Origin of the sequence: Erythrobacter colymbi, from assembly GCF_002155685.1 — a bacterium.
Lineage (GTDB): Bacteria > Pseudomonadota > Alphaproteobacteria > Sphingomonadales > Sphingomonadaceae > Erythrobacter > Erythrobacter colymbi.
Map to the genome: position 1 here is coordinate 162,708 of NZ_MUYK01000005.1, position 14,964 is coordinate 177,671.

Sequence of the window (14,964 nt, forward strand, 5' to 3'; positions counted from 1 at the left end):
AACCGGCCAAAACAAGCCGGGCAAGAGGGGAGAATCACGATGGCCGACAGGCGCTTTTCCGTTGCGCATACCAGTTTGAAGCACCTCGCCTGCGGCGTTTCGCTGGCGGTGCTGGCACTCGGCTCGCAAGCCGCCCTGGCACAGAGCGCGACGCAGGATGGCGAGGCCGACGAGGCGCAGCCGGAAACCACGACAACGGATGAAGGCAACATCATCGTCACCGGCTTCCGCGCCAGTCTCGAGACTGCGCAGTCGATCAAGCAGCGCTCCGACACCGTCGTCGACGCGCTTTCGGCCGAAGACATCGGCGCGCTCCCCGACCGCTCGGTCAACGAAGCGCTCCAGCGCGTCCCGGGCGTCGCGATCACCCGCTATGCGGCAGCCGAAGATTCGCAGCACTTCTCGGTCGAAGGCTCGGGCGTCACCATCCGCGGCCTCAACTACGTGAAGGGCCTGTTCAACGGCCGCGACACCTTCTCGGTCAGCGGCGGCCGCGAAATCAGCTACAACGACATCGCCCCCGAACTGGTCGGCTCGATCGAGGTGTTCAAGAACCTCACCGCCGACATGATCGAAGGCGGCATTTCGGGCACCACCAGCATCAACACCCGCCGCCCGTTCGATTCGAGCAAGCAGCTGATCTACATCTCGGGTGAAGCCAACTACGGCGATCTTGCCGAGCGCTGGGCCCCGAACTTCACCGGCGTCTACAGCAACCAGTGGGATTTGCCGAGCGGCGCGCGCATCGGCTTCCTCGCCTCGGCGACCTGGTCGAAGCTCTATTCCAAAGTCGATTCGGCCTTCATCGCCTCGCCGTTCGAGCGCTTCAACGGGACCCGCACCTTCAACGCGGGCTCGCCCTATGCCTCGACCGTCACCGACACATTCAACTGCGGCGCGGGCCTCACCACCTGCTACGCCCCGACGGGCGGCGGCGTGCGCACCCAGGACTTCGACCGCGAGCGCATCGGCCTAGCGGCATCGGCGCAGTTCGCGACCGCCGACGACCGTCTGATCGCGACCGCTGCGTTTCTGCGCACCCAGGGCAAGAACAGCTGGACCGAACACACGATCGAACCGAACGTGTGGTATCCGGACGTCAACGCCACCTTCCCGGCGGCCGGTACCAGCTACACCTTCGACGAGAACGGCGTCTTCGTCAGCGGCAACATCACCCGCCCCGGCGGCTTCCACGGCGGTTGGAGCGGCGGCAACTGGACCGATCCCCTGCCCAACTTCCAGGAAGGCGGGATCTTCACGACCCAGTCGAACCGCGGCTTCCTGACCGACTATCGCACCGACGACCACAGCCTCGAAATCAAGTTCAAGGCGAGCGATCGCCTGCGCCTGTCGTTCGATGCGCAGTACATCAAGGCCCGCGCGAAGGAGGTCGACCAGATCATCGACACGGCGACCTGGTCCAACGTGTCGATCGACAATTCGGGCAAGATCCCGCAGATCGGCTTCAGCATCGGCCGCCTGCCGAACGGCACCACGCCGACCGCCGAGGCCTATTTCGCCAACCCCAACAGCCTCTACTTCCGCGACGCCTTCACCGACCGTGACGACAACGACGGTGAGGAATGGGCCTTCCGTGCGGATGCCGAATATGACCTGAGCGACGACAGCTTCCTGCGCCGCGTCCGGGTCGGCGCGCGCTACGCCGACCGCGATCAGGTCGTGCGCAACAACAACTACAACAACTGGGGCGCACCGTCCGAGACGTGGACCTTCCCGAACGGCGCGCAGACCTATGCGACAATCGATCCGTCGCTCTACGAGGTGTTCCAGTTCAACAACTTCTTCCGCGGGGAATCGACCCAGCCTCCGGGCGCGGTTTTCCTCAAGGGCAATATCGCGGAGAACTACGAATCCACGCAGGAGCTGCTGCGCACCATCACCGCGCGGGCCACGGGCAACTACCAGCCGATCGAGGACCGCGCCTGCGCCACGGTGAACACCTACTTCTGCCCCAATGAAGTGTTCCGCAATTCCGAGCGGACGATGGCGGGCTATGTCCGGCTCGACTTCTCGACCGACAAGGGCGGGGATTCCTTCATCGATGGCAACATCGGCGTGCGCTATGTCGATACGCTGGGGGTCTCGTTCGGATCGTTGACCGCGCCCTTGCGCAACCAGATCCTGCCTTCGACCTTCCCGACCGTGGCGGCCTATTGCGCCGCGCCGCGCGGGCCGAATGATCCGATCCCGCCGGTCTGCCGCCTCTCGCCGACCGAACAGGCCAACGTCCTCGCCTTCGCCAATGGCGCGAGCGAACCGCTGGCGGCGCGCAACCAGTTCGGCAACTGGCTGCCCAGCCTCAACATCCGCTTCCAGGCGAATGACGAGCTGCAGTTCCGCTTCGCCGCCTCGAAGGCGATCTCGCGGCCGAACTTCGAGAACCTGCGCGCCTTCATCGGGGTCAATGCCACGGTCAACCAGGCCAACGACCTCGTCTTCACCTCGAATTCGCGCAACCCGTACCTGAAGCCGACCGAGGCGACCCAGTTCGATCTCACCAGCGAATGGTACTTCGACACCGTCGGCTCGCTGACCGCGTCGCTGTTCTACAAGCGGCTGTCGAACGTCATCGACAACAACGGGCAGGGCATCATCTCGGCCACCAACAACGGCCAGACCTTCGATGTGGTGCTGAACGGCCCGGCGAACACCGACAAGAAATCGTCGATCAAGGGCTTCGAGCTCGCCTACCAGCAGACCTACGACTTCCTGCCGGGGGTGCTCTCGGGGCTCGGGATGCAGGCGTCCTATACCTGGATCGATCCGGGCCGGATTCCGACCAGCACGCCGGCCAACGGCGCGGGTGACGGCGCGCGTCCGCCGGGCGAAGTGAACGAGATCTACGGTCTGCTCCCGCTGCCGCAGCTTTCGCGTCACAACATCAACCTCGCAGGCTTCTACGAGAAGGGCGGCCTCTACGCCCGCCTCGCCTACTCGTGGCGTTCGCGCTACCTGCTCAGCACCCGCGACTGCTGCTTCCCGTTCCTCCCGGTCTTCTCGGAGCCGACGGGCCAGCTGGACGGATCGCTGTTCTATTCGTTCAACGACAACATCAAGATCGGCCTTCAGGCCAACAACCTGCTGAACGAAGTCACACGGACCAGCTTTGCGCTCTATGCGGACGGAGACCGGTTGGTGATCGCCAAGCGCGGTGCCTTCATCACCGACCGCCGCTACGCGTTCACGGTCCGACTCTCGTTCTGATGCGGCACAAGGCGGGCGGGACGCTGCTGCGCTCCCCCCGCCTCCCCGCTGCGGAATACCAAAGCCCTCCCCGGCAGAAAGAACCCCCTTCGTGAGCAAGCCTGACGTTGTCCCGGATCGTTTGCCTGTGGCCGGCGTCGAGCTGGGGGGGACCAAATGCATCTGCACCCTCGCGCTCGGCCCGGGGCTCGTCATCGAGCAAGCGACCGTCGAGACCACCGATCCGGACACGACCCTCGGCAGCCTCAAGGCGATCCTGCGCGGCTGGTGGTCACGCCACGGCTTCCGCTCGCTCGGCATCGGCAGCTTCGGCCCGATCCGTCTCGATCCGCGCGCGGCCGATTACGGGCATATCCTCGCCACCAACAAGCCCGGCTGGAGCGGGGTGGACGTGCTGGGCGAGCTGTCCTGCGAATTCCCCGTGCCCTGCGGCTTCGATACCGACGTCAACGCGGCCGCCTTTGCCGAGGTGGCCTGGGGGAGCGGGCGCGGGTTTACCGATTTCGCCTATGTCACCGTCGGTACGGGTGTCGGCGTGGGCCTGATCGTCAACGGCAGGGCCACGCGCGGGCTGGCGCATGGCGAACTGGGCCACATGCTGGTGCCGCGCATGGCGGGAGACACCTTTCCGAGTGTCTGCGCCTTCCACGACAATTGCGTCGAAGGCCTCGCCTCCGGCTCTGCGATCAAGGCGCGGATGGGCGCGGAGCACCTCGCCGGGGTCGCGCCCGATCATCCGGTCTGGGACATCGTCGTCGATGCCCTCGCATCGCTATGCCACAACATGGTCTGCTCGACCGCGCCGCAGCGCATCGCCTTCGGTGGCGGCGTCATCAACCGCCAGCCGCATCTGGTGCCGCGGATCGAGGCGCGTCTGAAAGCGAGCCTTGCGGGCTACATCAGCCTGCCCGAGGGGCGGCCGTATATCGTCGAGCCGGAGTTGGGCGGTCAGGCCGGCCCGCTGGGCGCAATCATGCTCGGGATCGAGGCGGAAGCCGCCGCTGCCGCGCCCGCTCTCACGGTCGCCGCCGAATAGCCGCGCTCAGGCGCGCTGCATCCAGGTGCCGGCGCTTTCCAGTTCGGGCTCGCTGCCCTCATCCTGCTTCCACAAGGTCGCCGCCTGCGGGAGCAGATAATGGCTGAGCGGCAGGATCGCCGCACCGACGGTGGGCGCGTCCTCGGCCAGCTCCGCCAGACGGATCGGCGCCAGTCCCGGGATATGCGCGGCATGCTCTGCGAGATAGGCGTTGAGCCTGCGCTCCAGGCGCTCGAGGAACCGTAGCGGCAGCCGCCCGCCGATCAGGATCGCGGCCGGGTTGAGCAGGCAGTTCACCGCGATCATGGGATCGAGCAGCCGCCGCGCGGCGCCTTCCACCCACACATCGAACGCCTCCTCGAAGGCGGGACTGTGCTCGGACGCGAAGAGCTCGCCAAGGCCAAGCCCGCGCGCTTGCAGAAGGGTCGACAGGCCCGAGAGCGACACCCACTGCTGCACCGGCTCGACCGTGCCGTCATCGGCGCGGCAATTGAGGAAGCCGATCTCGCCGCTGCGGCCCGCAGCGCCGCGCACATAGGTGCCGTCGGCGAAGAAGCCGCCGCCCAGACCCCACGAAATCAGCATGTAGAACGCGCTCGAATGGTGCCGTCCGCTGCCAAGCTGCTGTTCGCCCATCGCCGCCGCTGCCGCGTCGTTCTCGATGAACACCGGCAGCGCATAGGGCTCGGCAAACAGGCTGGCGATGTCGGTCTGGTCCCAGGTCGAGTAATCCTGCGGACGTCCAGCGAGCTCGATTGACCCCAGATCGTCGGGCGTGGCGACACCGATCCCGACGAGGCGGCGCACGTCGATACCGGCCTGTTCGACCAGATCCTTCACTGTGGTACGATAGAAGGCGCGGACATCGTCGGGCAGCGAGAAATCGATCTCCACCGCTCGCCGCGCAACCGTCTCCCCGAGGAAGTTCACGATCGCGATGGCGATGTGATCGCGGTCGATATTGACTCCGATCGCGAAGCAGGCGTCGGGGTTGAGCTTCAGCTTGATCGCGGGCTGGCCCCGCCCCTGCCGCACCTGCCCGGCCTCGTGCACCAGATCATCGGCGATCAGGCGCTTGGTGATGTTGGCGATGGCGGGGGCCGTAAGCCCGGTGAGGCGGGCCAGCTCGACCCGCGTGGTGGTTCCCTGAACCCGGATGGCGTGCAGCGTGATGCGCTGGTTGTGATCCGCAGCACGCTCGAGATTGGTTCCAGACAGGCGGACCGCAGTCTGGGTTGGTTCAGGCATTGTCCAGTCCTCAGCAGCAGCCGGCGCACCATCGATCCCGCGAATCGGCGCAAGGCCTCGCGTTGTCTATCCTGTTTCGCGGTGTGATTATTAAAGAAATTTGTTTGCTTTATTTTTTCCCGCGGATAGTCTGTCCATCGCGGGGCCTCGGAAAGGGAGCACCCGGTGGAGAGGGACAGACATGCACAAGATCGCAGGCGGCGTCGCGCTGGTCGCCATACTTGCCGGCTCCGCCGCACTCGGGGCTGCCACGCCGGAGAACGGCGGGCCCTACAACGTCAGCATTCTTGAAGGCGGCGTCGGCGTCTCGCGCCCGCTGCAATCGCCGGTTCTGGCCGCCAACGCCTCCTTCACCATCTCCGGTTGGGTGAACCCCGACACCCGCGACGGCACGATCCTCGCGGTCGGCGATTCTCCCGAGACCTGCCGCTGCCTCGCCCTCGAGGGCGGACGCCCCGTGTTCCGGATGGGCGAGGCCGCGATTGCCGCGAATGATGCCCTTGCGGCTGGCCAATGGGCCTATCTCGCCGTCACCTTCGACGGGCAGACTGCGACGCTCTACGTGAACGGGAAGCCCGTTGCCGCCGGCAAGGCGTCGGCTGCGGCCGCTGCCGGACGTATCGCGGTAGCACCGCCGGTATCCGGCAAGCCCCACTTCGGCGGCGATCTCGTCGGGCTGAAGCTGGACGAGGCCGCCTGGAGCGCCGCCGAGGTGACCGCCGCCCATGCCGCGCGGCCCGCTTTCGATCTCGTCCATATGTGGAAGGTCGGACAGGGCTGGGAATGGCAGAACCGCGCCAACACCGGGCTTTGGCGCCCGCAGGATCCCTGGACCCTGCCGCAATCGAGCGTCCCCGCGACCGCGCCCGTCGCCAAGCCGGTGCCCGCGCAGCCGGCGCTCGTCCCGACCGGCGCGGGGCGCTGGCAGATCAACGGCTGGGAGATGATCGAGGCCGACAAGGCGGGCGGCGAAGGCGCGCAGCTTTCGGCACCCGGCGGCACCGTCACCGGGTGGTACAAGGCCACCGTGCCGGGCACCGTGCTCCAGACCCTCGTCGATCGGGGCGTCTATCCCGACCCCTATTACGCGCTCAACAACCTCGCCATCCCGGAAAAGCTGGCGCGGCAGAGCTACTGGTACCGCACCAGCTTCGAGGTACCCGCCGAGGCTGCGGGCAAGCTGACCCAGATCCGCTTCAACGGGGTCAACTATTCCTCCGAGGTCTGGATCAATGGCAAGGCGGTCGGCGGCACCACGGGCGCCTTCATCCGCGGCCAGTTCGCCTTCACGCCGGTCGCGGGCCGCAATGTCGTCGCGATCAGGGTCAACCCGCCACCGCACCCGGGCACGCCGCACGAGCAATCGATCAAGGGCGGGGTCGGCGAGAATGGCGGCCAGCTCGCGATCGACGGGCCGACTTTCGTCGCGACCGAGGGCTGGGACTGGATCCCCGCGATCCGGGACCGCAACACCGGCCTGTGGCAGAACGTCGAACTGATCGCGACCAATGCTGTGGAGATCGGTGACCCGCAGATCATCACCGATCTTCCCCTGCCGCGGATCGACAGCGCGGACCTCTATGTCCGCGTGCCGGTGGCCAACCGCAGCGCCGCCCAGGTACGCACGAGGGTAACGGTGAGCATCGCCGGCGCGCAGCTTCAGCGTGAAGTCGTCGCGGCACCCCGCTCCACCACTCTCGTCGAATTCTCGCCCCGCACCGACGCGGCGCTGACCGTGCGCAACCCCGAGCTGTGGTGGCCCAACGGCTATGGCAAGCCGACGCTGCACACCGCCAGCATCGCCGTTTCGGCCGACGGCAAGGTCTCCGACCGGCGCGACGTGCGCTTCGGCATCCGCGAGGTGAGCTACGACCTCGGCCTGTTCGACAGCGCCGGCAAGCTTGCCCGGGTCGAGGTGCAGACCACCGATGGCGGGCTCGCGGGCACCAAGCTGATCGATGTGACGCACGAGGCGATCAAGGAAAGCCCGACCGGCTGGGCCGCCTCGCTCACCAAGGCGGGCGAGGCCTCCCCCGCCGTCACCCCCGTCACCGATTACACCATCCCCGAGCCGCACCTCGCGATCCGCGTCAACGGCGTACGCATCGCCGCGCGCGGCGGCAACTGGGGGATGGACGATGCCATGAAGCGCATCTCTCGCGCGCGGTTGGAGCCCTATTTCCGCCTCCAGCGCGAGGCGAACATGAACATCATCCGCAACTGGATGGGCACCAACACCGAACCCGAATTCTACGATCTGGCCGACGAGAACGGGCTGATGGTGCTCAACGATTTCTGGCAATCGACCCAGAACTTCCAGGTCGAACCGCAGGACCCGCAGCTGTTCCTCGCCAACGCGGCGGACACCATCGCACGCTACCGGAACCACCCCTCGATCATCCTGTGGTTCGGCCGCAACGAGGGCGTGCCCTATCCGCAATTGAACGAGGGGCTCGACGATCTGGTCTTCCGGCTCGACGGCACCCGCTGGTTCAACGGCAGCTCGAACGTCGTGAACCTCCAGTATTCCGGCCCCTACAACTACCGCGCGCCCGAGGGATATTTCACCAACCTTGCCACCGGCTTCTCGGTCGAGACCGGCACGCCCTCGCTCTCGACACTGGAATCGATCCGCTCCTACACCCCCGCACCCGACCAGTGGCCGCTGTCGGACACGCTCGCCTATCACGACTGGCACTTTGCCGGGAACGGCGACACCAAGACCTTCATGGAGACGCTCGCCCGCATGTTCGGGCCGGGCACGAGCCTGCCCGATTTCGAGCGCAAGGCGCAGATGATGAACCTCGAAACGCACAAGGCGATGTACGAGGGGCTGAACGCGCATCTGTGGACCAAGAACACCGGGCGTCTGCTGTGGATGACGCACCCCGCATGGCCATCGAACGCGTGGCAGATCTACAGCTGGGACTATGACACCCACGCCGCCTATTACGGCGCGCGCAAGGCGGCCGAGCCGCTGCATATCCAGCTCAACCTGCCCGACGACGGGCTGGCGGTGATCAATTCGACCCGCGAGGACCGCGCGGGCCTGACGGCCTCCGTCCGCGTGACCGACCTTGCGGGCAAGACCCTGTTCGCCCGTACCGATGCGCTCTCGGCCGCCGCCAACCGTGTGGCGAACCTTGCTCCCGTCCCGCTCGCCGATTTCTTCGCGGCAAACCCGATGGTGCTGGTGAAGCTCGAACTGCGCGATGCTGCGGGGACGCTGGTGAGCGAGAACTTCTATTGGCGCGGGAAGGACGAGGCGGCCTATCAGGCGCTCGGCGCGATGCCCTCGGTGGCGCTAGCGGCGAGCCTTTCGAAGCCGAAGGTCGATGGCGAAGACAAGGTCGTCAGCGTCACGCTGCGCAACGCATCGGCCACACCTGCGCTGGCTGCGAAGGTGACGCTGGTCGATGCGAGGGGCGAGCGCATCCTGCCCGCCTTCTACAGCGACAACTACGCCTCGCTGATGCCGGGCGAGACGCGCACGATCACGATCCGCTACCCCGCCACCCGCACCGATCCGCCGCAGATCACCCTGCGCGGCTGGAACGTCGCCGAAGCCCGCGTGCGCGTAAAGTGAGGCTCCGGCTCGCGCCCCTCGCGTTCGCGCTCGCGGCGCTGCCTGCCGCCGCGGAGCCTGCGCCCGAGCCTGTCACGGTAACGGGCGGGCAGGTGCAGGGGCGGAGCGACGCCGACGGGCGCACCCGCATCTTCGAAGGCATCCCCTTCGCCGCGCCTCCGCTCGGCGCGCTGCGCTGGCGCCCGCCCGCTCCGGTGGTCCCGTGGAACGGCGTGCGCGCCGCCGACAAACCCGCGCCCGCCTGCCTGCAGAACGATTACGGCTGGAACCGCGCCAACCATCTCTTCGCCTCGGAAGACTGCCTGACTCTCGACATCCGCACGCCCGCCAAGCCCGGCGAACGCCTGCCGGTGATGGTCTGGATTCACGGCGGCTCCAACCGCGCGGGCGGCTCGGGCGGGACGGTGTCGAGCCGCATCACCGATTCTGGCGTGGTGCTCGTCGCCATCCAGTACCGGCTCGGCATCTTCGGCTTCCTCGCCCGCCGCGATCTCGCTGCCGAACAGGACGGCGCGAGCGGCAATTACGGGCTGATGGACCAGATCGCAGCGCTGCGCTGGATCAGGGACCACATCGCGCGGTTCGGGGGCGATCCGGCCAATGTCACCATCTTCGGCGAGAGCGCGGGCAGCCAGGACGTCTCGCTCCTGCTCGCAGCGCCGGAAGCTCGCGGGCTATTCCGCAAAGCGATCCTGCAAAGCGGCACACCCGGCTTCGGCATGCCGCCCCGACCGCTTGGCGAGGCCTTCGCCATCGGCGACCAGCTCGGCGGCAGCCTCCCCGAGCTGCGCAACACCCCCGCCCCGGCGCTGCTGGCGGCCGACCTCAAGCTGCGCGATGCTGCCTTGTGGAACCAGGACTTCATGTGGCTGCGCACCACCATCGATGGCCGCGTGCTGCCGCGTGATCCGCGCGCCTTGCTGGACGAGGCGCCGCCCCGCCCCGTCATCATCGGCACCAACCGTTTCGAATTCGGCCCTCCCCCGGGCACCATCGATGTCGCCGCCTATGCCGCTCACTGGTTCGGCGACAAGGCCGCTGCCGCGCTCGCCTTCTACCACGCCGAGGACGCCGCCGGCCCCGATCCCCGCCTCGGCCCGATGGAGGCGCGGATGGAGACCGACGTCGTGTTCCGCTGCCCGGCCGGCAACCTCGCGCAGCTTCTGACGCGGCAGGGCTGGCCGGTCTGGCGCTACGAATTCGACGTCCCGCCGCGCGGCGCTGACCCATCAACCCTTACCGCCCACGCGGCCGAGATTCCCTATATCCTTGACCGCCTTCCGCTGGGGCCAACAACTCCCTCCCCCCTGATCCAGAACTACTGGACCAACTTCGCGAAGGCGGGCGACCCCAACGGACGCGGAATGCCACGCTGGGGGCGGTTCGCGCGCGGGGCATATCTGGCGATGGAGCCGCAAGGCCTCGCCATGCGCCGCAATCTGCGCGCGCGGCCCTGCGACCTCGTGTCAGAAATCTAGGAGCGCCGCGATGAAACTCGAGACGATGCTGGTCGAAAAGCCCTGGGGGCGCACCGACCTGCCCGGCATCTTCACCGATGCCGCGGATCGCCGGATCGGAGAGGTCTGGTTCGACGCCGCTGAACGCCCGCTTCCGCTGCTGGTCAAATGGCTGTTCACCTCCGAGCGCCTCTCGATCCAGGTTCACCCGAACGACACGCAGGGCCGCGCGCATGGCTTTGTCTCGGGCAAGGAGGAATGCTGGGTGGTCGTCGCGGCCGAGCCCGGCGCTGTGCTGGGCATCGGGACGCGGGTCGCCCTCGATGCGGAAACGCTGCGCCGCGCGGCGCTCAATGGCGAGATCGAGGGGATGATGGACTGGAAGCCTGTGTGCGCGGGCGACTATTTCTACATCCCGGCCGGAACCGTCCATGCGATCGGCGCGGGCGTGACGCTGGTCGAGGTGCAGCAGAACGCCGACGTCACCTATCGCCTCTACGATTACGGCCGCCCGCGCGAGCTTCACCTCGATGCCGGTATCGCCGTCTCGCGCGCGCGGCCCTATGCCGATGCGCGGACAGGACGGCTGAACTCCGCCCGGTCGCAGCATCTCGTCGAAGGCCCGCATTTCGACCTGTGGCACTTGCGCGGCGAAGCGATTGCGGACTGGACCACGCGCTTTGCCGGGCTGTGGGTCGTGCCGCTGTCCGGCACCGTCGAGGCCGCAGGCACCAGCGCGGGTGTGGGCGAGTGCCTCTATCTGCCCGACCGCACCGCGCTCGCCGCCAGCGCGGATGCCGCCGTTCTGGTCGCCCTCGCCCCCACGGATGGCTGATGCGCCGCACCGCCGCGCCCTGCCCCGGGCGGCTTGACAGGCGCGGGGCTGTCGGTCTCAATCCCCGCCTGTCGGTGGACAGCAAATGGGGGCGGCGATGCGGTATCTTCTGGTGTTTCTGGGTTTCGTCCTAGCCCTCGCTGCGCCGCTGCGGGCCGAGGACGCCGCGCCCGCCGACCATGACCGCCTCGTCGCGCTCGACCGCGAATTGCGGGACTACATGCTGCCGGGCTTCACCGCGGGCGTCGTGCTCGATTCCGGCGCGCGGATCGGGGATGTCTATTCCGACGCCGTGATGGCGCAGAAGCTCGCAGGGCTCGACCGGTTCGAGAACGCCCTCGCGGCGCTCCCCGTCGCCGCATGGCCGCGCGCGCAGCAGGTCGATTATCTGGCGGTGAAGTCGGTGCTCAACGGCTACCGCTTCAACCTCGAAGTGCTCCGCCCGTGGAAGCGCGATCCGGGCTTCTACCTCGATCCGCTGATGGCGGTCGCCTTCACCGAAGTGACAGGGGACGAAGCGGCCATCGCCAAGCTGCGCGAGCGGCTGCGCGCGGTGCCGCCGCTGCTGTCCTCGGCCAAGGGCAACCTCACCGAAGTCGCGGGGGACTTCGCCGACCTTGCGCTCCACAATCTCGACAACTCCGACGGGGTGAACCACTACCATCCCTATCGCGCCGTCCCGCCTGCCGGGATCATCGGATGGTATGAAGACCTGCTCACCCGCAGCCGCAAGACGCGCCCCGATCTCGTCGCCGATGTCACCGCCGCACGCGATGCGCTGGTGGCCTTCCGCGACTGGCTGCGCGCCGGACGCCCGCAGATGACCGCACCGGGCGGCGTGGGCGCGGCCCGCTATGACTGGTACATCCGCCACGTCCGCATGATCCCGCTGACAGCCGCCGAAATGCAGGTGCTGGCCGAGCGCGAATACGAAAGGACGCGCGCCTCGCTGGCGCTGCTGCGCCACCGCAACCGCAATCTGCCCGCGCTTACCCTGTCACAGAGCGCGGCGGAGCAAGCCGGGAAGATCGCCGCCACAGACGCCCGCGTGCGCCAGTTCCTGAAGGACGAAGAGATCGTCACCGTCCCCGACGACGTCGGCGATCTCGGCAGCAACACGCCCTATATCGAGCGGCCGGGCGGGCCCAATTTCTGGGAGCAGATCCAGTTCCGCGATCCGATCCCCGATCACCTCCACGCGGTGATCCCCGGCCACCGTTTCGACGCGGTGCTGGCCGAGCGCGACACCCGCCCGATCCGCAGCACCTACAGTGACGGCGGGCGCGCCGAGGGATGGGCGACCTATCTGGAAGATGCGCTGACGCTGGCCGGAGCGACCCGCCATGAACCGCGCGCCGACGAGTTCATCGCGCTGTTCGGCATATTCCGCGCCGTGCGGGTGCCAGCCGACATCGCCATGCAGCAGAACCGTTCGAGCGTGAGCGAGGCGGTCGAATTCATGCGCCAGCGCACGCCGTGGCTCGACGAGGACGTCGCGCGGGTCGATGCGGAGATCTACCTGCGCCGCCCGCCGGGCTACGGGATCGCCTATACCATCGGCAAGATGCAGATGGACGCGCTGCTCGCCGACCGCGCGACCCAGCTGGGCGATGCCTTCTCCTTGCGCGAGTTCCACGACCAGTTTCTCGCCGCGGGGCGCCTGCCGATCGCGCTGGTGCGTTACGAGATGACCGGCGCGGACGACGAGGTGGCGCTGTTCTGGAACACGCCGCCGATCCCGCCCGCGAACTAGGCCGCAGCGCGGCTCAGGCGGGCGCGGGCCTCGGCCTCGCCGATCAGCGGGAGCAGCTCGCCCATATCGGGGCCGTGGTCCATGCCGGTGAGGGCCTGACGCAGCGGCAGGAACAGCGCGCGGCCCTTGCGGCCAGTGGCCTCCTTGAGCGTTGCGGTAAGCGCGCCCCACGGATCATCGCCCCATGCCAGCGCCTGCGCGGCCTGAGCGAGGAAGGCCTTGTCCTCGTCGGAGAAAGCGGGCTGTTCGACCGGCCCGGTCACCAGCCTCCACCAGTCCGCCGCCTCGCCGATATGCGCAAGGTTCGGGCGCACCGCATGCCAGCCCGCCGCGTCCATGCCTTCGGGCAGGCGCGCGGCGACAGCCTCGAACGGCAGCTGATGGACGATACCGGCACTGAGGCGCTCCAGATCTTCCTCGTCGAACTTCGCAGGCGCACGGCCGAAGGTCGACAGATCGAAGCTGGCGGTCAGCGCGGCACGGTCGGCAACAGGCTCGACCGGCCGCGAGGTGCCCAGCCGCGCCAGCAGCGCGATGATCGCCTCCGGCTCGATCCCGCGCTCGCGGAAGGCATCGCAGCCGAGCGATCCGAGGCGCTTCGAAAGCTTGCCCTCGCGGCCCACCAGCAGCGCCTCGTGGGCGAAGGCGGGGAGCGGTTTTGCTGCAGCAAAGTCTGCAGCATAAAGTGCGGTAAATATCTGGATTTGCACGGCAGTGTTGGACACGTGGTCTTCGCCGCGCAGGACCTGCGTGACGCCCATGTCGATGTCGTCGACCGCGCTCGGCATCATATAGAGCCACGATCCGTCGGCGCGGCGGATGACGGGGTCGGAGAGCTGCGCGGCGTCGAACTTCTGCGTGCCGCGGATGCCGTCCTCCCATGCGATGGGTTCGGCGTGATCGAGCAGGAAGCGCCAGTGGGGGGCGTTGCCTGCCGCCTCCTGCGCGGCGCGCTCGGCCTCGGTCAGTTTCAGCGCCGCGCGGTCGTAGATCGGCGGGAGGCCGCGGCCCAGAGCGATCTTGCGCTTGACGTCGAGCTCCTGCGCGGTCTCGTAGCACGGGTAGATCCGCCCCGCCGCCCGCAGCGCTGCGAAGGCCGCTTCGTAACGCTCGAGCCGCGCCGACTGGCGCTCCTCACGGTCACAATCGAGCCCCAACCAGGTAAGGTCCGCGCGGATCGCCTCGACATAGTCCTCGCGGCTGCGCGCAGCATCGGTGTCGTCGATCCGCAGGATGAAGGTCCCGCCCGCTTGCCGCGCGAGCATCCAGTTGTGGAGTGCGGTGCGGATGTTGCCGACATGCAGCCGGCCGGTGGGCGATGGGGCAAAGCGGGTGATGGTCATGCCACGCGCGGTAAAGCGCGCGAGGCCCGCCCGCAAGCGCTCACAGCCCGCGGATTTCCGCAGCGGCAAGCGCCAGCGCGCTCTCCCATAGGCGGTGCGCGCGGTCGGCCCGGACAAGCCCTTCGAGCGCCGCCTCGAAGCCCGGGCGATCGCCCTCCGCCGCCGCATCGACGAAGGCGCCGATGGTCGCTTCGTCATGGCTCAGCAACCGGCAACAGAAGCGCGAGACGTGGATGTTCTCGGGCCAGGTCGCGGCAATGGAATGGGCGAGGATCAGCGCCTTGGCGGCGACATCGACGCTGCCGAGCCGGTTCGCCAGCTCCGGCACCGGATCGCGCCCCGCCCGCTCGTGCAGGGCGATGAGGCGGAGCGCGTGGACGAAGCGCCCGGCGATCGGCCCCAGTCGCTCGACCCGGAGCGGGGCGGCCAGCGCGGCGATCGTCTGGCGGGCGGCGTCGGTGGGAATCGGATGAGGCATGGC

The 14,964-nt window shown here is 67.9% G+C and carries 9 protein-coding genes; 6 read left to right on the forward strand and 3 right to left on the reverse strand.

Annotated features, from left to right (window positions below):
• Window positions 1–39 precede the first annotated feature (39 nt).
• Together BZF57_RS12600 and BZF57_RS12605 are read left to right on the forward strand one after the other, a co-directional pair.
• Window positions 40–3,225 carry a TonB-dependent receptor gene (locus BZF57_RS12600; RefSeq protein WP_086738427.1) on the forward strand — a complete coding sequence of 1,062 codons (3,186 nt, stop codon included), beginning with the start codon at window positions 40–42 and terminating at the stop codon, window positions 3,223–3,225.
• A gap of 91 nt (window positions 3,226–3,316) precedes the next feature.
• On the forward strand, window positions 3,317–4,261 hold the full coding sequence (locus tag BZF57_RS12605; protein WP_086738429.1) for an ROK family protein: 945 nt from the start codon (window positions 3,317–3,319) through the stop codon (window positions 4,259–4,261).
• Window positions 4,262–4,267: 6 nt separating this feature from the next.
• On the opposite strand, the gene BZF57_RS12610 is transcribed toward BZF57_RS12605, so the two are convergent.
• Complete coding sequence (locus BZF57_RS12610; RefSeq protein WP_086738432.1) at window positions 4,268–5,509, reverse strand: ROK family transcriptional regulator; 1,242 nt, start codon at window positions 5,507–5,509, stop codon at window positions 4,268–4,270.
• 181 nt (window positions 5,510–5,690) lie between these two features.
• On the opposite strand from BZF57_RS12610, the gene BZF57_RS12615 reads away from it, so the two are divergent.
• The 4 genes from BZF57_RS12615 (at window position 5,691) to BZF57_RS12630 (ending at window position 13,140) form a co-directional block, all read left to right on the forward strand.
• On the forward strand, window positions 5,691–9,095 hold the full coding sequence (locus tag BZF57_RS12615; RefSeq protein ID WP_086738436.1) for a glycosyl hydrolase 2 galactose-binding domain-containing protein: 3,405 nt from the start codon (window positions 5,691–5,693) through the stop codon (window positions 9,093–9,095).
• Window positions 9,092–10,573 carry a carboxylesterase/lipase family protein gene (locus tag BZF57_RS12620; RefSeq protein WP_162291007.1) on the forward strand — a complete coding sequence of 494 codons (1,482 nt, stop codon included), beginning with the start codon at window positions 9,092–9,094 and terminating at the stop codon, window positions 10,571–10,573. The genes BZF57_RS12615 and BZF57_RS12620 overlap by 4 nt, the downstream gene beginning before the upstream one ends.
• 10 nt (window positions 10,574–10,583) lie before the next feature.
• A complete protein-coding gene (locus tag BZF57_RS12625) occupies window positions 10,584–11,387 on the forward strand; it encodes a class I mannose-6-phosphate isomerase (protein WP_086738442.1) in 804 nt (267 codons plus the stop codon).
• 97 nt (window positions 11,388–11,484) lie between these two features.
• Window positions 11,485–13,140, forward strand: a complete 1,656-nt coding sequence (locus tag BZF57_RS12630; RefSeq protein ID WP_162291008.1) for a DUF885 family protein — start codon at window positions 11,485–11,487, stop codon at window positions 13,138–13,140.
• On the opposite strand, the gene BZF57_RS12635 is transcribed toward BZF57_RS12630, so the two are convergent.
• A complete protein-coding gene (locus tag BZF57_RS12635; RefSeq protein ID WP_086738451.1) occupies window positions 13,137–14,483 on the reverse strand; it encodes a glutamate--tRNA ligase in 1,347 nt (448 codons plus the stop codon). The two genes, BZF57_RS12630 and BZF57_RS12635, sit on opposite strands and share 4 nt — an antisense overlap.
• 40 nt (window positions 14,484–14,523) lie before the next feature.
• Window positions 14,524–14,961, reverse strand: a complete 438-nt coding sequence (locus BZF57_RS12640; protein WP_086738455.1) for a DNA-directed RNA polymerase subunit beta' — start codon at window positions 14,959–14,961, stop codon at window positions 14,524–14,526.
• Between the last annotated feature and the right edge of the window lie 3 nt (window positions 14,962–14,964).

Bases quoted from the DNA above. Each gene is read 5' to 3' on its own strand.
- BZF57_RS12630 (WP_162291008.1), top strand. From the start codon at position 11,485: ATGCGGTATCTTCTGGTGTTTCTGGGTTTCGTCCTAGCCCTCGCTGCG.
- BZF57_RS12615 (WP_086738436.1), top strand. From the start codon at position 5,691: ATGCACAAGATCGCAGGCGGCGTCGCGCTGGTCGCCATACTTGCCGGC.
- BZF57_RS12635 (WP_086738451.1), bottom strand. From the start codon at position 14,483: ATGACCATCACCCGCTTTGCCCCATCGCCCACCGGCCGGCTGCATGTC.
- BZF57_RS12610 (WP_086738432.1), bottom strand. From the start codon at position 5,509: ATGCCTGAACCAACCCAGACTGCGGTCCGCCTGTCTGGAACCAATCTC.
- BZF57_RS12625 (WP_086738442.1), top strand. From the start codon at position 10,584: ATGAAACTCGAGACGATGCTGGTCGAAAAGCCCTGGGGGCGCACCGAC.
- BZF57_RS12600 (WP_086738427.1), top strand. From the start codon at position 40: ATGGCCGACAGGCGCTTTTCCGTTGCGCATACCAGTTTGAAGCACCTC.
- BZF57_RS12640 (WP_086738455.1), bottom strand. From the start codon at position 14,961: ATGCCTCATCCGATTCCCACCGACGCCGCCCGCCAGACGATCGCCGCG.